Here is a 21,621-nt window from a genome sequence, read left to right on the forward strand (position 1 = left end):
GGTCAATGGACGTGTGAACGGGGTCAGTTTTCGCCGGAGCGGCCGTGGGCCAGGCCGGTGGGGAACCCGACGAGGACCGGTTCGGGAGCTCCGCAGCAGCCGCCGGAGGTTTCGGCCACAAACCCTGCCGGCGCGGCCGAGGGAACGTCGCAGCTGATGCCGATGTCCGAGGAGCAGACGCCGGTCTCGGGGAGGTCGAGCTGGACGGTGTCGGCTGCTTCACGGTCTCCGGCCAGGGCTGCGGCGACGGAGCGGACCTGTTCGTAGCCGGTGGCGAGCAGGAAGGTCGGGGCTCCGGCCGTAGGACTTCATACCCACGATGTAGAAGTCCTGCTCGGGGTGGGCGAGCATCCTGGCGCCGTGCGGTTCGACGGTGCCGCAGGAGTGGAATTCGGGGTCGATCAGGGGGCCGAGGGCGCGGGGCGCCTCGACGCCCGGGTCCAGTTCCAGCCGGAGTTCCCGGAGGATGTCCAGGTTGGGGCGGAACCCGGTGGCCGGAACGACGACGTCGGCCTCAAGGGTGCGGCCGTCCGTGGAGGTCAGGGTGACGGCTCCGTCGGACGCTGCGAGGTAGGCGATCCCGAAGCCGGTGTGGAGTTCCACGGCGCCGGACTCGACGAGGTTGCGGAGCCGGGCACCGAGCTGGCCGCGGGCGGCCAGCCCATCGCTGTCGCCGCCGCCGTAGACCTTGGCGGCCGAAGCGCCGCGGATCGCCCAGATGATCTTCGTCCCGGGGACCTCGGCCGCGAGCTCGGAGAGGTTGATCAGGGTGTTGGCGGCCGAGTGTCCTGCGCCGACCACGACGGCGCTACGGCCGGCAAAGGCTCCACGGTCGCGGCCCAGCACGTCCGGCAGCGATGAGGAGACGTGCTTGGCTGCGGCGGCTTCGCCGAGGGCGGGCAGGCCCGAGTTTCCGAGCGGGTTGCGCGTGGACCAGGTGCCGGAGGCGTCGACGACGGCGGCGGCCTGGTAGTCGCGGACTTCGCCGTCGGCGTGTTCGACCCGGACCACGAAGGGGGTGGTGGCACGGTTCCGGCTGTGGGTCTTGTCCATTTCGAGGCGGGTTACCGCGATGACGCGGGCGCCGGTGTGCAGGCGTGATGCGATCGCGGGCAGTGCAGCCAGCGGGGTGAGGTACTGGTCGATGAGGTCCCCACCGGTCGGCAGCGCCGTCGGCTCCGGTGATTCCCATCCGGTGGGGGCGAGCAGGCGGACGGCGGCGGAGTCGGTGTTGTACTGCCACGGGGAAAACAGCCGGATGTGGCGCCACTGCTCGATGGCCGCGGCCGGGGTCGGCCCGGCTTCGAGGATCAGCGGTTCGAGGCCGCGTTCGATCAGGTGGGCCGCGGCGGCCAGGCCCACGGGGCCGGCGCCGATCACGGCAACGGGTAGGTTCTTCGCTGAATCCATGGTGTCCTCTGTTTCATCCGTAGGTGTGGCAGTTCGGTGCCCTACTAGCTGTCACTTACGGCCGTTTTGTGGGTTCAAAACGGCCCCTGCTGCGAGCTAGTTGGGCGGGTCGCGTTGGGGGCGGCTAGCAGCAGCCCTGCATGTCATCAGGGCAGTGGTCGCAGCAACCGGAGAGTCACTGCAGCATCCTGTCGTCGTTCAGCTCACCCCCTGTCCTTTGGGGGTCAGGCGTGGGTGGGTTCTTCCACCAGGGCGGTGGCGATGCTGTCCGCGTCGTCGAGCGCGGCGAGGTAGCGTTCGGCGTCGAGGGCGGCGGCGCAGCCGGTGCCGGCGGCGGTGATGGCCTGGCGGTAGCGGTGGTCCACGGCGTCCCCGCAGGCGAAGACGCCGCTCAGGTTGGTGACGGTGGTGGGGGCGTCGACCTTGATGTAGCCCTCGGCGTCGAGGTCAACCTGGCCATGCAGCAGTTCGGTGCGCGGGACATGGCCGATGGCGACGAAGATGCCGGTGGCGGCCTGTTCCCGGGTTTCGCCGGTGCGGGTGTCGGTCAGGGTGACGCCGGTGACCTTGCCGTCGCCGTGGATCGCGGTTACGGCGGAGTTCCAGGCGAAGCTGATTTTGGGGTTGTCCTTGGCGCGCTGGGCCATGATCCGGGAGGCCCGCAGTTCATCCTTGCGGACGACCACGGTCACGGTCCTGGCGAAGCGGGTCAGGAAGGTCGCTTCCTCCATGGCCGAGTCCCCGCCGCCGACGACGATGATGTCCTGGTCGCGGAAGAAGAACCCGTCGCAGGTGGCGCAGCACGAGAGCCCGTGACCGCTGAACTTCTTCTCCTCCGGCAGGCCCAGTTCCTTGTAGGCGGAGCCCGTGGCGAGGATGACCGCGGGCGCTTCGTGGGTTTCGCCGGCGGCCGTGACCACACGCTTGAGGTGGCCGGTCAGCGTGACCTCGGTGACATCGTCGAACACCACCCGGGCGCGCCGAACTTTTCGGCCTGCTGCTGCAGCCCGTCCATCAGATCCGGGCCCTGCACGCCGGCGGGGAAGCCAGGGAAGTTTTCCACCTCGGTGGTGTTCATCAGGGCGCCGCCCGCGGTGACCGCGCCGGCGATGACAAGAGGCTTTAGGCCGGCGCGGGCGGCGTAGATCGCGGCGGTGTAGCCGGCAGGGCCGGACCCGATGATGATCAGATGTTCAGTCATGGTTCTGCTCCTACTTGGCGGCGGGGGTGAGGGAAGCGATTAGGTCCTCGATCCGGGACTTGATCTCGTCGCGGATGGGCCGAACGGCGGCAACGCCCTGGCCTGCAGGGTCTTCGAGTTCCCAGTCCTCGTAGCGCTTGCCCGGGAAGATCGGGCAGGTGTCGCCGCAACCCATGGTGATCACCACGTCCGATTCCTTCACGGCCTCGGTGGTGAGAACCTTCGGGATCTCGGCGGACATGTCGATGCCAAGTTCCGCCATGGCCTCCACGGCGGCCGGGTTGACCTTGTCCGCAGGCTGGGAACCGGCCGAGCGGACCTCGATCTCGCCCTTGGACAGGGTGGTGAGGAAGGCGGCGGCCATCTGGGAGCGTCCGGCGTTGTGGACGCAGACGAACAGGACGGACGGCTTCTTGGCAGTTTCGGTGCTCACGGGTTTTCTCCTGGGATCAGTTAGGTGTGGATCGGTTTTCATTGGGTCGTTGTCACCGCACCGCTTTACCGACGAGACATTGACGTTTGTCGATGCATGAAGTATCGGACAATAGATCGATACTTGTCAATATGGATGGGCCCTTGGATTTTAGGCGGCGTACAGGCGGGGTGCGAGGTCGCTGATGCGGCGGGAGATGTCCGCGAAGGCGCCCTCGAAGGCGTCCGGGCTGTTCAGCCGGAGCGGATCCGGTACGGACCAGTGGATCCCGCCGAGGTTGGGGATTTCCTCGTGGGCGTTATCGCACACGGTCACGACGAAGTCTTCATGGTCCGCCACTTCATCCAGCCGGCGCGGAGGAAGGTCCGCGAGAGCGACGCCGTGGCGGCGGGCGACCTCGATTGCGCCCGGGGCGATGCGGTCCGCGGGGTGCGTACCTGCCGAGATTGAAGGGATCTCACTGGCCTGGTTCCAGAGTGCGACGGCCAACTGGGACCGGGCGCTGTTCCGGGTGCAGACGAAAAGGACGCGGCGGGCGCCCTGTTCAGCCCCTGGCACCAGGCCTTCCAGCGCCCCGGCGGTGAGCCGGATGTAGCTGCGGCGCTTATCCGCCTCCGAGCGGTGGCGGGTGGTCAGGCCCGCGCCTTCTAGCGTGCGCAGGTGGTGGGACAGCAGGTTTGACGGCATTCCGAGTTCGGCCTGCAGCTCCGTCGGGGATAGATCGCCCAGGGTCAGCAGGTCCACGATGCGCAGCCGCGCGGGATCCGCGAGGGCCGCGTGCTTGGCGACCCGCGCCCGAAAGACTTCAACTGGGTCAGTATTCATTGGTTCAATTTTGACTGAGTAAATAACTTGAGTCAAGCTGTTGGCATGACTTCTCAACTACCGCCGCTGTGGCGCCGTGCCGTCGCCGAGCTGCTCGGCACCAGTTTGCTCGTGATGATCGTCGTCGGCTCCGGGATCGCCGCCGCGCAGCTCTCCCCCAACGACGTCGGCCTGCAGTTGCTCCAGAACAGCACCGCTACGGTACTGGGCCTGACGGTCCTGATCCTCGTATTCGGTCCGGTCAGCGGCGCCCACTTCAACCCCGTGGTCTCGCTCGTCGACTGGACTCTGGGCCGCCGCAGCGGCACCGGACTCACCCTGCCGGAACTTGGCACCTACATCGTTGCGCAGACAGTGGGTGCGATCAGCGGCAGCGTCGTGGCGAACGCCATGTTTGACGTGGGCACCTCCATTTCGGGCAAGGACCGGGCGACCACCGGGCATCTCCTCGGCGAGGTCGTCGCCACAGCAGGGCTCGTTCTGCTGATCTTCGCCCTGGCCGCCACCAACCGGGGCGTCCTCGCAGCTCCCGCGGTGGGCGCCTATATCGGCGCCGCGTACTGGTTCACGTCCTCGACGTCGTTCGCGAACCCCGCCGTTACAATCGGCCGCATCTTCACTGACACCTTCGCCGGCATCGCCCCGGCCTCCGTTCCCGGTTTTGTGGTAGCGCAACTGATCGGCGCGGCCGTAGGCGTGGGCCTCCTCCTCGTCCTGTTCCCCTCCGCGGCCAAGACCGCGGATGAGGTAGTCCTCCCTCACAGCTCAGAACCGGCCAACTCGTAGCATCAGCCAGCGGCTGAAGGAGCAACCATCTGCGCCCGCGCCCGAACATGGCCCGGTACGGTTTTATATTGATGACTGTCAATATCGGGGCATAATGGGTACATGAACCCGCTCTCTACCCTCGAACCGGCCACGGAGAAATCCTGCTGCGCCCCGGCGGGAACGCCGGCCCTGGGCGCTGAAGAGGCGAAGCAGAAGGCCTTGGTTTTAAGGCCCTCGCTGATCCGAACCGGCTACGGCTGCTCTCCATCGTCAAGGCCGAAGCCTCCGGCGAATCCTGCGTGTGCGACCTGACCGAGCCGCTGCACTTGGGCCAGCCCACCGTTTCCCATCACTTGAAGATCCTGGTTGACGCCGGCCTGCTGCATCGGGAAAAGCGCGGCACCTGGGCCTACTACTCCCTGGTCCCCGGCGCCCTGGAGCAGACGGCCGGCCTCCTGGCGTCCCTGTGACCCAGGGCCCGGTGCCCGACGTCGTCGTCCGGCCGATGCGGGAATCCGACTGGCCCGAGGTCCAGCGGATCTACGCTGAGGGAATCGCGACGGGGCAGGCAACGTTCGAGGTCGAGGCGCCGGACTGGCGCAGATTCGATGATTCGAGGCTGACCGGCCACCGCCTCGTTGTGCAGGCGGCCGACGACAGTGTTCTCGGCTGGGCGGCTGTTTCCGCCGCTTCCGGCCGCACGGTGTACTCCGGCGTCGTGGAACACTCCATCTACGTTTCCGAGGCAGCCCGCGGCCGGCGGATAGGAACACTCCTGCTTCAGGCGTTGGTCGACTCGACGGAAGAGGACGGCATCTGGACCATCCAGGCGAGCGTTTTTCCGGAAAACGAGCCGAGCATGAGGCTGCACCTTGCCCACGGCTTCAGGGTGGTGGGACGGCGGGAGAAGATTGCCCGGATGGCCCACGGCCCTGCTGTCGGCCAATGGAAGGACACCGTGCTGATCGAACGGCGCACGCGGGTCCTTTAGTTCTTGCGCTGCCAACACGGCGGCAGCGAAGGTAGCCCCTGGAAGCCAACGACGCGACCGCAACCAAGGAGGACACCATGAATGCCGAAACTCCCACCACCGAGGACCGGTTACGCGCGATGCTGGAGAACATCAGGACGGCAACCGCCAACACGCGCCAGGCAATGGACTCACCGGGCGACGAGAACTGGGTGCAGGACGGCGAGTCGGATGCCGAGTACCTGCGGTCGATCCAACGCGACACGATCGCCAGACTGGAAGCCGCTGTCCGGGACATAGAAGCCCTGCTGGCTGAGCGCCAGGACGGCTAGCCGATCGGGTCACAGCCCCCGCCACGCGTCGGCGGCGGCTGCATCCCCCTCAGGCGGGCTGGGAGCTGAGTGCCGTCAGGGCCGACAACCTCTCTTCACCGGTGGGTTCTTCGGGCAGCAGCGGAATGAGGGCGACTCGGTCCGCCACGGTGTGTACCTTCGTGATCTGTTCGATTTCGCTCGCGGCGCGGGCCCGCAGGAACGGCGCCTGCGGGTGCGCGGCGGCGATCGAGTTGTTGATGACCCAGGCCCACGGCTGGATTCCGGCCCTTTCCAAATCACCCTGCAGCTCTTCGGCTTCGAGCACGGGCGTCGTTTCGGCCAGCGTGACGAGAACGACCTTGGTCTGGGCCGGATCCTGAAGCCGCATCAGCGGCGTAACGAACCCCATGGTGTCGCCGACCTGACGGGCGATCTCCCGGTGGTACGAACCGGTGGCGTCCAGAAGCAGCAGCGTATGCCCGGTCGGTGCCGTGTCTATCACGACAAAGTGCCGGCGGGACTCCTGGACCACCTTGGAGAACTGCCGGAACACAGCCACCTCGTCGGTACAGGGCGACAACAGGTCCTCAGCGAGGGCCGCGCGCCCGTCGTCGTCCAAATTCCGGCCCTTGGTCTCCATCACATGGTTTCGATATTCCTCGATGGCCGCTTCCGGGTCGATGCGGGAGACCGTCAGGCCCGGGATGGAGCCGTGGAGTGTTTCGGTGAGGTGCGCTGCGGGATCCGTCGTGGTCAGGTGCACCGCATGCCCGCGTTTGGCCAGGGCAACCGCAATGGCGGCAGCGACGGTGGTCTTCCCGACCCCGCCCTTGCCCATACACATCACCAGGCCATGGCGGTCGAGCTCCACTTCATTCACCAGGGCCGCCAGCGGAGCGTCCTCAACCTCGGAGACCGGCGCAGCGGCATCAGTGATGTTGGCGCCGGAGGTGGCCGTGAACAGGGACTCGAGTGCCGGAATGCCGACCATGTTGCCCGGCTTAAGATCCAGTATGTCTCGTGGAAGAGAGGCGACCGTCCCGGGAATGGCCGCGATGGCGGCAGCCTCCCGTACCCGTAGCGCCCGCGCCAGCTCCTCATCGCCGGCGGCGGGCGGGAGGACGCCGTTGACGACGACGTAACCTCCACCGATCCCGATCTGGTTGAGTTCGAGATAGGTCCGCTCAATTTCGCTCAGTGACGAGGTCTGCGCGCGGCTGACCAGGACAAGCCGGGTCCTCGCCGGGTCCGTCAGTGCCTGGACTGCTTTGGCGTACACCTGCTTGTGCTTCTCCAGTCCTGACAGCGGGCCCAGGCAGGAGGGGTCTCCCTTGCCGGCGGCCAGGAAATCGGTCCACGAGCCGGGCAGCTGAAGGAGCCGGATGGTGTGGCCGGTCGGCGCCGTGTCGAAGACGATGTGGTCATACTCCCCGTAGGAACTGTCGTCGGCGAGCAGGTTGGTGAACTCATCGAACGAGGCGATCTCCGTGGTGCAGGAGCCCGAGAGGCTCTCGGCAATGCCGACGAGTTCAGATTCGGGCAGGAGACCGCGGACGGGTGCGATGATCCTCTCCCGGTATGCCTCGGCGGCCTGCTCCGGGTCAATCTCCAAGGCTGAAAGACCGGGCGCGTCCTGGATGGGCGTGACGGTGTTTCCGATGGTCACACCGAAGACCTGCCCGACGTTGGATGCGGGGTCAGTGCTGACCAGCAACACCTGCTTACCGGACTTGGCGAGGGTGAGCGCTGTTGCACACGCCACGGAGGTCTTGCCCACACCGCCCTTGCCGGTGAAGAACAGGAACCGGGGCGCGCTCTCAAGAAACTTCACGCCGGGGCCTAGCCGCAGCTCGCTGAGCCGCCGCAGCAGCCGGACTTTTCACTCAGGCCAAGTTCCGGACGGGACTGCGGTTCAACAGCGGCTTCGTCCAGTCCGGCGAAGGTCAGCAGCTGCCCCCTGGTGGGGTAGGTGCCGGTGGCGACCGTAACGCCGTCGACGATAGTGAGCGGAAGGCCCTTGGATCCGACCAGGTGCATGAATCCACGGACCGTTTCGTCCTCCGCGAAAGCAGAAGGTTCGCTGGCCAGGTTGTGGCGGGCAATGTCTGCCCCGAGGCTCTGGAGGTGTCGCACATCCGCGGTCACATCCACCAGTGACTGGTCCACGTCGGGGCCGCAGACCCCGGTGTCGCAGCAGAGGGCGGATTCGTAAATTCGGATAGCAGGCATGTTGTTCTCCTTGGTCTCGGGGTGGTTCGATTCGATACCGAAACACGGAGCCCACTCATTCGGGTGGACATCCGGCACGGACGTCACCAGCGTGATTTCGACTCTTTCCTCAGTATATCGACAATCATCGATAGACAAAAGGGTGGGGGAGGTGACGTTGACGATTGACAGTTTTCGAGGAAGGGCGAGTTGCCACAGGAGCTCTAGCCGGGGTTCCGAGGCGTCTCGAAACTCTAGGGTTTCGAGGCACTGAGGTTATGAGACACATTGATTCGGAAGTTCCGTTATGGAGGGCTACTCCGGACGGCACGCCTCGCCGCTAAGGCCGGTCTACACGGGCTCTGCGCGGCAGGGAAGATGGATAGTCCTTGGGGATGCTGACCCGAGGCCCGTCTATCGCGTCCGGTATGGACTCCACCGCCGTCACCGCGTTTCGCCTAGCTGGTCGATGAATGGTCGGTCAAGGATGCCGGGCAGGTTACAGATGTCATTAGGTGGGCTACGGAGACTGCACTGGAAAATCCGTTTGAAGTGTTCCTTCGCCGGGAAGAACAGCACGCTTCCGTAGCTGGTGTATCGGGTTCTCGTGCGCGCTAAGCACGCGTTTCCGGGAACCCACCTCGGGAGGATGTGGCGGTCACCAAGACTCTCCACTTTGGGTCGGAGTAAAGCCCGGCGAGGAGTAGGAAACCCCTCTCTGGGCTCGACGCCGATATCGGTCGGCAGGCAACTGCGATCTCAACTCCGCCACCCGAGAAGCAAGCCTCTGCCGCTGATCTCGGGTAAGCCTTCTAACTTGCAGGTCAAGGACCACCCGGCTGCCCAGCTCGTCCACCCCTAGCAGCTGGCCCACCCTGCGTCTCGCTTCGTCTTCGTTCTCTGAGTCCTCAATTATCCGAAAGACCTCGTCACGTCGATCCATCGCACTCAGTAAAGCGTCCAGGATCATCAATTCGTCCCTCATGTGCCGCTCGTCCTCGTCCATGCGGCGATTCTTGCACGACGGAGTCCGGGAGCATCAGATCTGGTTGGGAACCCCTTGCTGCGCACTTTGGTAAGGGCGCCCGTAAGGGGATCCCCTTTCGGACGGGCTCAGTCATCATTTGTCTGGCGAGTCGGTACGCTCGACGAAACGTACAGTGGGGGACTGAATGAGGATTGATCCAGAAGTTCGAAGGTGTACTGACCGGGATTTGGTTGCGTTGGAAGCCGGCGAACCGCCGGGTTCGGGTATCGCACGCCACTTTCTGCGTGAGCAGGAAGCCGGGAACATCGTGTTCGCAGCTGCGTGGCGAGATCAACAGTTGCTTGGCACTGTCGTCTTAGATTTCCGCTCCGACGACGCCCGGAGCTGAAGCATCTGTTCGTGCACGAGGCCTTTCGGGGCGCCGGAGCAGGTACGGCCTTGTGCGGATGGGTAGAAACCCAGGCCGCGCGGCGGGGCTTCGGCAAGCTGTATCTTGGCGTCGGCGTCGATAATTCTGGAGCCCGCCGTCTCTATCAACGCCTGGGATTCTCATTCGCGGAGCGGACGACCACGACAACGTACCAATACGTTGACCAGGCCGGGCGCAAACAGTGGGCAACTGAAACGGACGACATATTCGAAAAGATCCTGTCCGGCTGAACATCCGGTTCGTTGTCAGCAAACGCCCGTTGAGGGATCCTTCTGCGGGCGCGCTCGGGCTGCCACCCCGAGGTTCGCCGGCAGGCCCGTTGCGGATCTCAGCCTGTGAACTGGCGTACGCGGCGCCAAGCCGGGTCAGGGGCAGACTCGATGGAAAGATGTCGAGCTCGAACCCAATCGGACAGCCCGGCTGCTACGTTTTGGTCCTCGCCGTCGGTGTAGACGTGGAAGGTGCGACGTCCGGAGGCGGTCTCGTGGCCAATGACCAGACCACGAGGACCAAGCAGCGATTCCAGCTCATCCTCGAGGCTTCGGAGTGAGTCGAGCGCGGCCCCGTCGGCTGGAAGTCCATTGTCTTGGGATGCAAACGAAGCATGGACACCGTGGTGAACGTCAAGAGTCGGGTGGTCGATCCAGCGCAGAGATCTTCTAAAGCTCGCGAACGCGGGAGTGCCATTGGCGTCTTCCCATCCGGATAGTGTCCACTTATCAGGGTCGTGGTGTTCGGCGATCGACTCGACGGCGCGGAGGACGCCGTCGCCGTTGGTGGAGTCCGCCGAAGGCACTGTAAGTGCCTCAATCTGGCCCAGCCAGCGCTCGACGTCATCCTCGCCGAGAAGCCAGTCAAGAACGAGGAATGACACTTGCAGTCTTGTGGACTCCGGAAGGTCCCGGAACACCGGGTGGTACACCCCAATATGGACCCTGAGCTCCTCCTCGGCGGTTTCGACGCGGAACCCGGTTTTCGACAGATCGAGCTTACTGCCGGCGATCTCCAACACGGTGCCTAGAGCGTTCGGGTCTGCTTCTTGGCTCGAACGGAACTCCCAGGTCGGATCTGCAGGCGGGGCAGCACGGAGCCATCGCTGGGCCGAGGGCCGCACCTCCGCTGTTCCGTTAGCCGACACAGTGAGCCGGTGTTCGGACTCGCTTCCGGCGCCGAAGTGCCATGTCAGGTCCGGATGGATCGCTGCAACCCTCTGACTCAGCTGTTCAATAGCAGGCGATTGGTTCCGGGGATCGAGCACGTGGCCCTTCCTTACCCACCACTCCCAAAAGGCAGAGATAGGGTGCAGGGGAGCAGACGGTTCTTTCCTACGGAAAAGGCGCATGGCGTAAAGAATTCCACGAAGGCCAATCCCTTACAACCTGCGGTTTTGTAGCTTCATGGGTTTTGCGGTGGGGTGGAGCGAATAACTGGCAGGTATTCCTGCTTTTATAGGCGAAGATTCTTGGTGTGCATGATTTGATCCTTTCTGCCCAGATCCAGCTAACCGCCAGGTTCGGGGCTGTCCCAGCACCGCCCTCGTACGGAGTGAAGCTAGGAGTCGCCGAAAATGTGCGATCACGTGATGTTCTCCCACTCAATGGCCTGAGGCATCCCGCCGCTACAGGGACCAGCGGCTGGTTCATCTGGCGCGGCGAAGAGATAGGAACCGTGCACGACTTCTTTGTCCCGTTGCACATCGAGCATCTGGATAGCTTGTGCCCGGAAGTCATTCCCTATCTCGCTTTGCCGCCGGGGTGGCGCTTCCTCTTGGCACCTGGCTACGAAGACGTCTGGTATGACGATTCATTGCTGGACGTCTGATCAAAGGGCGATGACGCGGGCTCAGGCTTCACCCGCGTTCACCGCCCGGTTGAGCATCGGCTTGCGGGCAGGGAGCCGCCCACTGGGCTCACTCAATGACTGGCAAATTAGCGAATTTTGGCATCATTAATTCTCCGGCCTTTCATCCCTGCATCTGGGACTATGGGTGTCATGCGAAGTTGGAGTCCGAAACACTGGTTAGCCGTGGGCCTTGCGTCGTTTCTGGGGACCTTCTGTGCCTATTTTGTGGGATTCGCCGCGCCAGGGCTGGATCTCCCTGAAAAATGCGAGCTGACCGGCGAGGCGTACAGCATAATTCCTGGAAGCGCTAAGCACCTTCAAGGGCAGCAGTGAACCGTACCGGGTTTGATGCCGCTTCCTTTTTTGTGAAGGATGGCGATCATGCCCAAGCGATACCCCCAGGACCAGCGTGAGCGTGCCGTGCGGATGGTCCTGGACCACCTCAGTGAGTACGACTCCGTTTTCGCCGCCTGCTCCGCCATCGGACCCAAGCTCAATATCGGCAGGGAGTCCCTGCGCCGGTGGGTTCTCCAGGCCCAGATCGACGCCGACGAACGTCCCGGCGTCACCAGTGCCGAGCAGACCCGGATCAGGGAGCTGGAAAGTGAGAACCGGGAACTGCGGGAGGCCAACGAGATCCTGAAGAAAGCCTCGATTTTCTTCGCGAGGGAGCTCGACCCTCGCCGCCGCAAATAGCCGGATTCATCGACGAAATGCGTGCCGATGGCCACGGGGTCGAGCCGGCCTGCAAGGTCCTGCGTGAGCAGGGCGTGCAGGTCGCCCCGCGGACTTACCGGTCCTGGAAATCCAAAGCACCCGCTGCCCGGACTGTCACGGACGCTGCTATCGTCAACGCGCTGAAAGACACCGCAGAGAAACCCGAGTCCCTGTACGGACGGCGGAAAATGACAGCCTGGCTGCGCAGAGAGGGCCACGAAGTGGCCAGATGTACCGTCGACCGGCTCATGCGGGATGAAGCCATGAACGGCCTCGTCCGGGGCCGGAAACCCAGAGCCGGTGCGCCAGCGAAGGACTCCCAGCGGGCCCCGGATCTGCTGAACAGGGACTTCACCGCGGCCCGGCCGAACGCCGTGTGGGTCACCGACTTCACTTATGTCAGAACGTGGGCCGGCTTTGCGTACGTGGCCTTCGCGATTGATGTCTTCTCCCGGGCGATCGTGGGGTGGCACGGCTCGACGATCAAGGACACGGACATGGTGCTCACCACCTTGAAGATGGCGCTCTGGCGCCGGGATCAGGCCGGAACGCCGGTCCCTGCTGGCATGGTTCATCACAGTGACGCCGGCTCCCAGTACACCTCGATCCGGTTCGGAGAGGCACTGCTGCTTGAAGGCTTGGCGGCTTCCGTCGGCAGCGTCGGCGACGCGTACGACAACGCCCTCGCGGAATCCACGATCGGTCTGTACAAGAACGAATGCGTCCGCAAAGGCAGTCCCTTCATGACAGGCCCGCTAAAGCAGTTGGCGGATGTGGAGAAGGCGACCATGAACTGGGTCCACTGGTACAACACCAAGCGGCTTCACAGCACCTTGTCCATGATCCCGCCCGACGAGTTCGAGCAGAACTACTATGCTCAAATAGACGCCTCATCAGACGACGAGGCCACCAGCAAGAAGACGGCCTAAAACCCGGTACGGTTCAGCTTTACCTTTCCCTGGAGGATGAGTATCCGCAGAGCGACGATCCGACGCTGTCCGTCTCGACGTTGCGCAAGGTCGAGACATGTCGAGGTGTCGATGAGGAGGTGCAGCACGAGGTTAGCCTACGGCGAGCGTTCTCGTACGTCCCAATTCTCCGCTCACAACGCCACAAGCGTGGTCAAGTGCGACCCACTTACATACGTGCACGGATCCCTATCCGGACAACAGTTTGCAGCGCCCCGTATCTCTGGCTGAGTTCGGCTATGCCGGAATCTCGAGGAGTTCCAACGGCTTTCCTGTGACGACCTGGATGCTCCGGAGTAACGGATAGAAGTGGGGATCGGTGATGTGACCGTCGAACATAACCGGGGTATTTCGCGCGTCTGTCAGTACTTTCGCCATGCAGGCTGCGACGTCCTCCCGCGCGGACGCGCTAGATGGATCCATGGACTCGCAGATCGCCTCAATTTCCGGATCCTGTTCCGTACCAAAAACAAAACATGCCGCGACAATCCGGTCCTCCCTGAGAAGGATGGCGCTCGGGGTCTGATCCAGTTCTTCTTTGATCATGGGGCCGAACTCAGCGAGGAGCGTTTCCCGTGGACCGGTGGGTGACCAGGTCGCGTGCACGACTGCGTACATCTCAGTCCATGCCTCCGTCAGCTGCGGGAGTGTGAAGCGATCGCCCGCGTAGACTGCTTCACCACGGTTTTCGCGTGCCCAACGGCGTACCTCTGAATGTGAGGCATCGATCCTCTCGGGCGGGCACAACTGGTAACGCACGGCACCGAGTGATTTGTAGAAAGAATGGGCCACTGTTCCCGGATGGGCCTTGACTGAGAACGGCACGCCTCTCCGCGCCTTTATAGAGGTCACCAGCGCGGTTCCGATGCCTTGGCGCCGGAACTTCGCGGGAACGAACACGAAAACAAGGTCTCTCTGCGGATGGATTGAGTTCGTGGCGGAGACTACGATTCCCGCCAGCTCATCCCGTACCTTTGCCACGAGCGCGGATCCTCCTGTGCGCCACCCATCCGCTCGAGCCCACGGAGCGTCGCCCAAGAAATGGCCGGCATCAGCGGCGGAGGCTGCCGTCAGGCTTAGGCCTGATGGCAGAGAAGCAACCGTCGTCATGGGACTTACCCTAGCGCCCGCGAACGAGCGCCCGGCGGCCGATCCTTTGTATGGCGTCCGTTCAGGGATCCTTTACCGGGCGCTGTCAACGGTCGGTAGCGCCAGCTTCACTATCCCGTGGTTCCCAAGCTCCCACGAGGCAGCCCCGAGCTGACTACTAGGCTGGCGCCATGGAATCGTTGCCCAACACCGCTCCCGGCGCCTGGCTCAAACCTCTGATGGACACTGTGTGCCGTGACATGCACGTTGTGGTGCCACGGGGATTCCCCGCCTACGCCAGAATCTTCCATCCGATGACCCGGGACCGCCCAACGGACACCGGCTCCTGGCACGGACATCCCCGCGGTGGCGTCTTCCCCCTGGACGAGCAACAGGTCCGCTGGTCTAACGTCGCGACTGCTTTCGGGACCAAGATGCACCCACTAGCCCAATTCCACCGGCTCCTCGGGCAACGACCGGACCAGCAGGAAATTTTCGACAATGAGGGCTGGCGCTATTCCGAACCCCTAACCGGCAACCTCGCACCGAACATCCTCGCGGCCCTGGCTGCGCGCCTCTGCGAACATACGTCCACACCAAACAAGGGTGTGACCGCCATCTGGGAAGGATGGGGAGGCCTAACGAGTTCCCTCGGCTACGCCCAACTCACGTTCACGGACACGGAGATCCCCGGAGACATTGCTCCCGATTCTTCCTCACTCCCCACGGGACCCGGCTCGGGCCTGTTACCGGCAGAGGCGATCAACGGAGAAACACTTAGCCTTCCCGGCCGCGCCCACTACCTCTTCAACGCCGCGCCGCAGTTCTACCGCGACCGCGAGTGGGTGAACCATGTGCCCTGGCACCACTCCCCACACTTCCCGCAATCACCGAACATCCTCTGGCCAGAGGACAGAAGCTGGGTCATGGTGACCGAAATAGACTTCGACTCCACAGTGGTCGCGGGCAGCCAGGAACTCATAGCGGCGCTAGTGCAGGACCACGCCATCGAAGCGCTACCCCTAAAGGAGGGAGCAGACCTGACACGGGACGCCGACATCATCAACCGCCCCGGACAGTAGCCGAGCCTTGCACCTCACCGCACCCACAAGCGGCGCTATAGCACTCACCTCGTTTAGGGGCCCGAATGAGGATCGGTTAGCGGCCTCGGGAGCGTCCGCACGCTACGGAACTGGGTGATGTCGATGACTGTCAACGGTGCTCTGGACAGGTGTTTGCGACTGTTCGCTCGTCGGTCAACCACCCTTGCTACGAGACTTCTCCTCGACATCGTTCTCCGAGCAGACGCAGGCTTGCAGGAGTGGCCGCCAGCTCGACCACTCCCTTGTCAGTATTCAGCTCTAAAATCATTCCTTTTGGAAATACTCCCCAAGGTGCCTTTGTAGGTTCTCCTATAGGAGTCGGCCCCGCATAGACCTCGATCGGTCCAGCTGCAGGACCGATCACACCAGTCTTTGCTTGGAACAGGAGTCTGTCGGGTTCTGCCTTTGCATACCCTAGGGCCCATCTGCCTTTGAGTGCTGAACCCTTCTCCCTATGAGCGCACTCGAAGATCCCTTTGTCTGCATCCGTTGTCACTCGCCGTTTTTTGACCGGAATCAGGGGCAGGGTAAGGATTATCGTGAGGGTTGCCCCGATCGCGATGGTGGCCGCGAGGCCCAACCAAAAGCTCAATTCGTGAATTAAGGGATTCATCACCGTCATCATGACCAGTAGTGACGGTATAAAGGTCAAGATATTGGAGTCGTAAGCCTTCTCTAACCTGCTACGGGGTGTTGGTTCCAGTGTCGCCTTCGTCATTGGCTTTGTCTGCCCTCCAAAAAATTTATCGCAACCCTACGCCTCTTTTTGAATCGCCAAAACTCCCCCGGGGTAAGGCCGCCGCGTGCAGCACTTGACGGTCACAATCCTGAAGAGAGGGCAGTCCGCCTAGGTCCGTAAGCCGGTGGCCTAAGGGGCGGCGCTCCCGCGTTCGATAGGGGATCCTCAACGGGACACCTAGCCATCAGATATGTCAGCGAATGAGGTCCTTACGCCGACCGCCGGAGGCGACCACGAAGAAGAACCAGGAAAATTGCTGTGACGATGGCTGCGGCGATTCCGCCCAGAAGATCTGACCAAAAGATGACCGGGAGCTTCGTTATGACGAACAGAAGTTGTGTCAATGCACTCAAGCCGGCAATCCCAGCGCCCGCAATCAATAGTCTCGTCTTGTGATCCATATCTTCCCCCAAGGTGTGCGCTGTTCGGCAGCCCGTTCGGAGCCAGCTTATCTAACGTCCGTCTTGCTCAAGCTGGGGATCTGAGCCCGTAAGCGGATCCTCATTCGGGCCCCTAAACGAGGTGAGTGCTATAGCGCCGCTTGTGGGTGCGGTGAGGTGCAAGGCTCGGCTACTGTCCGGGGCGGTTGATGATGTCGGCGTCCCGTGTCAGGTCTGCTCCCTCCTTTAGGGGTAGCGCTTCGATGGCGTGGTCCTGCACTAGCGCCGCTATGAGTTCCTGGCTGCCCGCGACCACTGTGGAGTCGAAGTCTATTTCGGTCACCATGACCCAGCTTCTGTCCTCTGGCCAGAGGATGTTCGGTGATTGCGGGAAGTGTGGGGAGTGGTGCCAGGGCACATGGTTCACCCACTCGCGGTCGCGGTAGAACTGCGGCGCGGCGTTGAAGAGGTAGTGGGCGCGGCCGGGAAGGCTAAGTGTTTCTCCGTTGATCGCCTCTGCCGGTAACAGGCCCGAGCCGGGTCCCGTGGGGAGTGAGGAAGAATCGGGAGCAATGTCTCCGGGGATCTCCGTGTCCGTGAACGTGAGTTGGGCGTAGCCGAGGGAACTCGTTAGGCCTCCCCATCCTTCCCAGATGGCGGTCACACCCTTGTTTGGTGTGGACGTATGTTCGCAGAGGCGCGCAGCCAGGGCCGCGAGGATGTTCGGTGCGAGGTTGCCGGTTAGGGGTTCGGAATAGCGCCAGCCCTCATTGTCGAAAATTTCCTGCTGGTCCGGTCGTTGCCCGAGGAGCCGGTGGAATTGGGCTAGTGGGTGCATCTTGGTCCCGAAAGCAGTCGCGACGTTAGACCAGCGGACCTGTTGCTCGTCCAGGGGGAAGACGCCACCGCGGGGATGTCCGTGCCAGGAGCCGGTGTCCGTTGGGCGGTCCCGGGTCATCGGATGGAAGATTCTGGCGTAGGCGGGGAATCCCCGTGGCACCACAACGTGCATGTCACGGCACACAGTGTCCATCAGAGGTTTGAGCCAGGCGCCGGGAGCGGTGTTGGGCAACGATTCCATGGCGCCAGCCTAGTAGTCAGCTCGGGGCTGCCTCGTGGGAGCTTGGGAACCACGGGATAGTGAAGCTGGCGCTACCGACCGTTGACAGCGCCCGGTAAAGGATCCTTCAACGGACGTTCGACGAGCGAATGGATCAGAGGTTCAACGCGGCCAGCACCCTTGTGCGAAGCAGCTGGTACTCGCTGACGTACGCTCGTGGCCCTCCCGGGGGCCGGACGACGACGCGGGGCTCCCCGATGATGCGGTGACTTCTGAATTGCTCTCTGGTGAGGTCGATTTCGAGGCCACCGGGGAACCGGTTCCAGTAGTGGACTTCGTCCTCTTCGCCGCCGCTGACGTCTGCGACGAGGAGGTCACCGCCGAGCAAGTCTTGAACGATGAGAGCTGTGGGTCCGCATTGGCCGTGCGCCGCATTGCCGGGGTGCCACTTCGCGAGGCTCTTGGCGTCGAGACACGTCGTCTCTGCACTCCACGACAGACGGAAGGCACGTTCGAGCTCGAGCAACGTATGGGTCATGGCGACAGCGTAGCAAGGGACCTACTGAACGGTGACGGATCCCCTTCCGGACTGAACCATGCGCCAAAGAGCGCCGTGAAAAAGCCGCCATTTATCGCCGAAAGTCACACTACGTCTCGAAACCATGTGGAGAAATCGGAGTACCAAACATTAGTTATGAGACACCCTCAGCGAGGCGGGGGTGCGGCCGGGATCAAGTCCGACTCAACGCGTTGCCCAGTGGATTCCGGGGAACCCGCCCGGCACCACAAAGTCATTCGGGAAAGCGCCGGCCCGATCTACCGAACCTCGAACCCGGCCTCGCGGATTGCGGCCTTGACCTGGGCGATCATGTCCAGCGGACCGAAGTGGAAGACCGAGGCGGCCAGGACGGCGTCGGCTCCGGCCGCCACGGCGGGAGGGAAGTGCTCCGGCCGGCCGGCGCCGCCGGAGGCGATCAGCGGAACCTTGACGGCGGCGCGGGCCAGCCGGATCAGTTCCAGGTCGAAGCCGTCCTTGGTGCCGTCGGCGTCGATCGAGTTGAGCAGGATCTCCCCCACTCCCCTGTCCGCAGCTTCCCGCGCCCACTCGAGCGCGTCGATGCCGGTGCCCTGGCGGCCGCCGTGGGTGGTGACTTCGAAGCCGGAGGCCGTGGGCTTGGACCCGGGCCGGGTGCGGCGGGCATCCACCGAGAGCACCAGCACCTGGGAACCGAAGTGCCGGGTGATCTCGTCGATCACGTCGGGCCGGGCCACGGCGGCGGTATTAATCGCGGCCTTGTCCGCCCCGTAGCGCAGCAGCTTGTCCACCTCGGCGACGCCGCGGACGCCGCCGCCGACGGTGAGCGGGATGAAGACTTCCTCGGCGGTGCGCCGGACGACGTCGAACGTGGTCTCCCGGTTGCCCGAGGAGGCCGTGACGTCCAGGAAGGTCAGCTCGTCCGCGCCGCCGTTGTCGTAGCGGTGGGCCAGTTCCACCGGGTCACCGGCGTCGCGCAGGCCCTCGAAGTTGATGCCCTTGACCACGCGGCCGGCGTCGACGTCCAGGCACGGGATGACGCGAACGGCTACTGACATGACTGCTCCTGCTGTTGACGTGCTGTTCGGGGCCTTGGCTGACTTAGATCCGGCAGGCGTGGATGCTGCTGACCAGGATGGCGCGGGCGCCCAGGTCGTAGAGCTCGTCCATGATCCGGTTGGTGTCCTTCTTCGGCACCATCGAACGCACGGCAACCCAGTCGGAGTCACGCAGCGGCGACACCGTGGGCGATTCCAGGCCCGGGGTCAGGGCGGCGGCCTGCTCCACGAGCTCGTTGCGGATGTCGTAGTCCATCAGCACATACTGGCGCGCCACCAGCACGCCCTGGAGACGGCGGATGAGGATCTCGACGGCGGGGTTCTGCTCGCCCTTGCGGCCGATCAGCACCGACTCGGACTTCAGGATCGGTTCGCCGAAGATCTCCATGCCGGCGGCCTTGAGCGTGGTCCCGGTCTCGACCACGTCGGCGATCGCGTCGGCCACACCCAGGCGGACCGAGGATTCGACGGCGCCGTCCAGCCGGACGACCTTGGCATTGATGCCGCGCTCGGCCAGGTAGCCGCGGAGCAGTCCGTCGTAGCTGGTTGCCAGGCGCTTGCCCTCGAGCTGGTCGATGGAGCTGAAGTCGCCCACCGGGCCGGCAAAGCGGAAGGTGGAGGCGGCGAAGCCCAACGGCAGCAGCTCCTCGGCGTCGACCTCGGCGTCGAGGAGCAGGTCGCGGCCGGTGATGCCGACGTCGAGCGTTCCCTGCCCGACGTAGACGGCGATGTCGCGCGGGCGGAGGAAGAAGAATTCGATGTCGTTGTCCGGGTCGACCATGACCAGTTCGCGGCTGTCGCGGCGCTGGCGGTAACTCGGCCTCGGCGAGCATGGCGGAGGCAGCTTCGGACAGGGATCCCTTGTTCGGGACGGCAACTCTCAGCATGGGAGATTTCTTTCTGGGTGGATCGTCATGGGGTAACAGGCACTGCGGGCCACGGATTGCTCCGCGTCCGCCGGCGTGGGCCGGGGACGCGGAACCGCGTGGCTAGAGATGCTTGTAGACGTCTTCCAGGGTCAGTCCCTTGGCGAGCATCAGGACCTGCAGGTGGTAGAGCAGCTGGGAGATCTCCTCGGCTGCGGCCTCGTCGGATTCGTACTCGGCGGCCATCCAGACTTCGGCGGCTTCCTCCACGACCTTCTTGCCGATGCCGTGGACGCCGGACTCAAGTTCGGCGACGGTGCGGGAGCCTGCCGGGCGGCTGGCGGCCTTCTCACTCAGTTCTGCGAACAGCGACTCGAAATTCTTCACACCCTCCAGCCTACTTGCTCGGGGCGTGGCCCCGCCTGCCGGGTCTCCTGATGACTCCCCTGATGTGAGGGATTCCACAGCCTAGCTGTACTGCTTGAGCGTGACGGCGGAGGCGACGGCGGCGGTGAACGCCTCGTGGCCCTTGTCCTCGTTCGAGCCGGGCAGGCCGGCCCGGTCGATGCCCTGCTGCTCTGTGTCGCAGGTCAGCACGCCGAAGCCCACCGGGGTGCCGGTGCGGACGCTGACCTCGGTCAGGCCCATGGTGGCCGCCTCGCAGACGTATTCGAAGTGCGGGGTGCCGCCGCGGATGACGACGCCGAGGGCGACGACGGCGTCGAAGTGCGGTGCCAGCCGGGCGGCGGCGACGGGCAGCTCGAAGGTGCCGGGCACGCGCAGGACGGTGGGCTCTGCGATGCCGGCGTCCTTGGCTGCGCGCAGGGCGCCGTCGAGCAGGCCGTCCATGATGGTGGTGTGCCAACTGGCGGCGACGATGGCCACCTTGAGGTTGCCGGTTTCCGCGGACTGGGTGGTCAGGTCGATCGTGGGGGCGCCGTGGCCGCTCATGGGGTGTCCTTGCTGTTGGTTCTGTGGGAAAAGTGGGTGGGGATTCCGTGCGGCCTAGCCGGCCTGGACACCGGATTCGACGCCGGCGGCCCCGGCTCCCGGGTCCAGCGCGGCCGGCTGCATGTCGAGGACCAGGCGGTGGTCCATCCGGTCCTTCTTGGTCTGCAGGTACCGCAGGTTCTGCTCGCGGGAGGGCACCTCGGTGGGCACCATTTCGACCACGTGCACGCCGGCCTGGGCCAGCCGGTCCTGCTTGTCCGGGTTGTTGCTGAGCAGCCGGACCTCGTTCAGGCCCATCTCCGCCAGGATCTGGGCCGCGGCCTGGTAGGAGCGGGCGTCCACGGGCAGACCCAGCTGCTCGTTGGCCTCAACCGTGTCGAAGCCGGCTTCCTGCAGCGCGTAGGCCCGGATCTTGTTCGCGAGGCCGATGCCGCGGCCTTCCTGGCCGCGCAGGTAGAGCAGGGTGCCGCCGTGCTCGTGGATCAGTTCCAGGGCGTAGGCCAGCTGCTCGCCGCAGTCGCAGCGGTAGGAGCCGAACACGTCGCCGGTGAGGCACTCCGAGTGCAGCCGGACCAGGGGCGCCTTGCCGTCGGTGGCGGGCAGCGGGGAGCTCACCGCCAGGTGCTCGGCGCCGGTTTCCAGGTCCGTCCAGGCCTGGGCCACGAATTCGCCGAAGGCGGTGGGAAGCTGCACGATCGGGCCGCCGCTGACCGGGTGCGGCTGCTGCGCCGGGGTGGCCGGCTGCGCTGGGGAAGTCGTCATTGTT

General features: G+C 64.2%; 20 protein-coding genes, 4 pseudogenes and 1 other annotated feature. Of the genes and pseudogenes, 8 read left to right on the forward strand and 16 right to left on the reverse strand.

Features of this window, described 5'->3' with window-relative positions; translation table 11 throughout:
* Positions 1-23: 23 nt before the first annotated feature.
* The 4 genes and pseudogenes from ACRQ5B_RS15400 to ACRQ5B_RS15415 form a co-directional block, all read right to left on the reverse strand.
* Positions 24-1,410: pseudogene (locus tag ACRQ5B_RS15400) on the reverse strand (FAD-dependent oxidoreductase).
* Between the two features lie 224 nt (positions 1,411-1,634).
* Positions 1,635-2,611, reverse strand: a pseudogene (gene trxB / locus ACRQ5B_RS15405) (thioredoxin-disulfide reductase).
* Positions 2,612-2,621: 10 nt separating this feature from the next.
* Positions 2,622-3,044 carry an arsenate reductase ArsC gene (locus ACRQ5B_RS15410; protein WP_432395354.1) on the reverse strand — a complete coding sequence of 141 codons (423 nt, stop codon included), beginning with the start codon at positions 3,042-3,044 and terminating at the stop codon, positions 2,622-2,624.
* 150 nt (positions 3,045-3,194) lie between these two features.
* The gene (locus ACRQ5B_RS15415; protein ID WP_432395357.1) at positions 3,195-3,869 is read right to left on the reverse strand and encodes a helix-turn-helix domain-containing protein; all 675 of its coding nucleotides are present in this window, start codon (positions 3,867-3,869) and stop codon (positions 3,195-3,197) included.
* A 45-nt stretch (positions 3,870-3,914) separates the two neighbouring features.
* Between ACRQ5B_RS15415 and ACRQ5B_RS15420 the strand changes: the two genes are divergently transcribed.
* From ACRQ5B_RS15420 to ACRQ5B_RS15435, 4 genes and pseudogenes are all read left to right on the forward strand, one after another.
* The gene (locus tag ACRQ5B_RS15420; RefSeq protein WP_432395360.1) at positions 3,915-4,655 is read left to right on the forward strand and encodes an aquaporin; all 741 of its coding nucleotides are present in this window, start codon (positions 3,915-3,917) and stop codon (positions 4,653-4,655) included.
* Positions 4,656-4,757: 102 nt separating this feature from the next.
* A pseudogene (locus ACRQ5B_RS15425) lies at positions 4,758-5,107 on the forward strand (ArsR/SmtB family transcription factor).
* A complete protein-coding gene (locus ACRQ5B_RS15430; protein ID WP_432395363.1) occupies positions 5,104-5,628 on the forward strand; it encodes a GNAT family N-acetyltransferase in 525 nt (174 codons plus the stop codon). The pseudogene ACRQ5B_RS15425 and the gene ACRQ5B_RS15430 overlap by 4 nt, the downstream one beginning before the upstream one ends.
* A gap of 77 nt (positions 5,629-5,705) precedes the next feature.
* Entirely contained in the window at positions 5,706-5,939 is a 234-nt protein-coding gene (locus tag ACRQ5B_RS15435) for a hypothetical protein (RefSeq protein ID WP_432395365.1), read from the forward strand.
* Between the two features lie 49 nt (positions 5,940-5,988).
* Here ACRQ5B_RS15435 and arsA read toward each other — a convergent pair whose 3' ends face one another.
* Together arsA and arsD are read right to left on the reverse strand one after the other, a co-directional pair.
* Positions 5,989-7,752 carry an arsenical pump-driving ATPase gene (gene arsA, locus ACRQ5B_RS15440; protein WP_432395368.1) on the reverse strand — a complete coding sequence of 588 codons (1,764 nt, stop codon included), beginning with the start codon at positions 7,750-7,752 and terminating at the stop codon, positions 5,989-5,991.
* Positions 7,753-7,760: 8 nt separating this feature from the next.
* Entirely contained in the window at positions 7,761-8,150 is a 390-nt protein-coding gene (gene arsD / locus ACRQ5B_RS15445) for an arsenite efflux transporter metallochaperone ArsD (RefSeq protein ID WP_432395370.1), read from the reverse strand.
* Positions 8,151-9,438: 1,288 nt separating this feature from the next.
* On the opposite strand from arsD, the gene ACRQ5B_RS15450 reads away from it, so the two are divergent.
* A complete protein-coding gene (locus ACRQ5B_RS15450) occupies positions 9,439-9,777 on the forward strand; it encodes a GNAT family N-acetyltransferase (RefSeq protein ID WP_432395373.1) in 339 nt (112 codons plus the stop codon).
* Between the two features lie 98 nt (positions 9,778-9,875).
* Here ACRQ5B_RS15450 and ACRQ5B_RS15455 read toward each other — a convergent pair whose 3' ends face one another.
* On the reverse strand, positions 9,876-10,805 hold the full coding sequence (locus ACRQ5B_RS15455; RefSeq protein WP_432395376.1) for a DUF695 domain-containing protein: 930 nt from the start codon (positions 10,803-10,805) through the stop codon (positions 9,876-9,878).
* A 209-nt stretch (positions 10,806-11,014) separates the two neighbouring features.
* On the opposite strand from ACRQ5B_RS15455, the gene ACRQ5B_RS15460 reads away from it, so the two are divergent.
* Both ACRQ5B_RS15460 and ACRQ5B_RS15465 read left to right on the forward strand, forming a co-directional pair.
* On the forward strand, positions 11,015-11,368 hold the full coding sequence (locus ACRQ5B_RS15460; protein WP_432395378.1) for an immunity protein Imm33 domain-containing protein: 354 nt from the start codon (positions 11,015-11,017) through the stop codon (positions 11,366-11,368).
* 402 nt (positions 11,369-11,770) lie between these two features.
* Positions 11,771-13,035, forward strand: a protein-coding gene (locus ACRQ5B_RS15465) for an IS3 family transposase (protein WP_432395381.1) whose coding sequence is annotated in 2 segments (ribosomal slippage) — positions 11,771-12,044 and positions 12,044-13,035 — 1,266 coding nt in all. Because the reading frame shifts where the segments join, the coding sequence is not laid out codon by codon here.
* Positions 12,040-12,174 (forward strand) — a sequence feature (AL1L pseudoknot). It overlaps the preceding gene by 135 nt.
* A gap of 276 nt (positions 13,036-13,311) precedes the next feature.
* On the opposite strand, the gene ACRQ5B_RS15470 is transcribed toward ACRQ5B_RS15465, so the two are convergent.
* Positions 13,312-14,184: a GNAT family N-acetyltransferase gene (locus ACRQ5B_RS15470; RefSeq protein ID WP_432395384.1), complete on the reverse strand. Its 873-nt coding sequence runs from the start codon at positions 14,182-14,184 to the stop codon at positions 13,312-13,314.
* A 170-nt stretch (positions 14,185-14,354) separates the two neighbouring features.
* Here ACRQ5B_RS15470 and ACRQ5B_RS15475 point away from each other — a divergent pair, with 170 nt between their 5' ends.
* Entirely contained in the window at positions 14,355-15,245 is an 891-nt protein-coding gene (locus ACRQ5B_RS15475) for a hypothetical protein (protein WP_432395387.1), read from the forward strand.
* Positions 15,246-15,432: 187 nt separating this feature from the next.
* Here the strand turns inward: ACRQ5B_RS15475 and ACRQ5B_RS15480 are convergent, their stop codons facing one another.
* The 8 genes and pseudogenes from ACRQ5B_RS15480 to ribA form a co-directional block, all read right to left on the reverse strand.
* On the reverse strand, positions 15,433-15,984 hold the full coding sequence (locus ACRQ5B_RS15480) for a hypothetical protein (RefSeq protein ID WP_432395390.1): 552 nt from the start codon (positions 15,982-15,984) through the stop codon (positions 15,433-15,435).
* A 591-nt stretch (positions 15,985-16,575) separates the two neighbouring features.
* Entirely contained in the window at positions 16,576-17,466 is an 891-nt protein-coding gene (locus ACRQ5B_RS15485; RefSeq protein ID WP_432395387.1) for a hypothetical protein, read from the reverse strand.
* A gap of 133 nt (positions 17,467-17,599) precedes the next feature.
* A complete protein-coding gene (locus ACRQ5B_RS15490; protein ID WP_432395392.1) occupies positions 17,600-17,983 on the reverse strand; it encodes a YunG family protein in 384 nt (127 codons plus the stop codon).
* 278 nt (positions 17,984-18,261) lie between these two features.
* Entirely contained in the window at positions 18,262-19,038 is a 777-nt protein-coding gene (hisF, locus tag ACRQ5B_RS15495; RefSeq protein ID WP_432395395.1) for an imidazole glycerol phosphate synthase subunit HisF, read from the reverse strand.
* Between the two features lie 43 nt (positions 19,039-19,081).
* Positions 19,082-19,925: pseudogene (gene hisG, locus ACRQ5B_RS15500) on the reverse strand (ATP phosphoribosyltransferase).
* A 102-nt stretch (positions 19,926-20,027) separates the two neighbouring features.
* Positions 20,028-20,291, reverse strand: a complete 264-nt coding sequence (locus ACRQ5B_RS15505; RefSeq protein ID WP_290258065.1) for a phosphoribosyl-ATP diphosphatase — start codon at positions 20,289-20,291, stop codon at positions 20,028-20,030.
* An 81-nt stretch (positions 20,292-20,372) separates the two neighbouring features.
* Complete coding sequence (gene ribH, locus ACRQ5B_RS15510; RefSeq protein ID WP_412882782.1) at positions 20,373-20,855, reverse strand: 6,7-dimethyl-8-ribityllumazine synthase; 483 nt, start codon at positions 20,853-20,855, stop codon at positions 20,373-20,375.
* A 54-nt stretch (positions 20,856-20,909) separates the two neighbouring features.
* On the reverse strand, positions 20,910-21,617 hold the full coding sequence (ribA, locus tag ACRQ5B_RS15515; protein WP_432395400.1) for a GTP cyclohydrolase II: 708 nt from the start codon (positions 21,615-21,617) through the stop codon (positions 20,910-20,912).
* Positions 21,618-21,621 lie beyond the last annotated feature (4 nt).

The organism is Pseudarthrobacter sp. L19 (assembly GCF_050859435.1).
GTDB lineage: Bacteria > Actinomycetota > Actinomycetes > Actinomycetales > Micrococcaceae > Arthrobacter.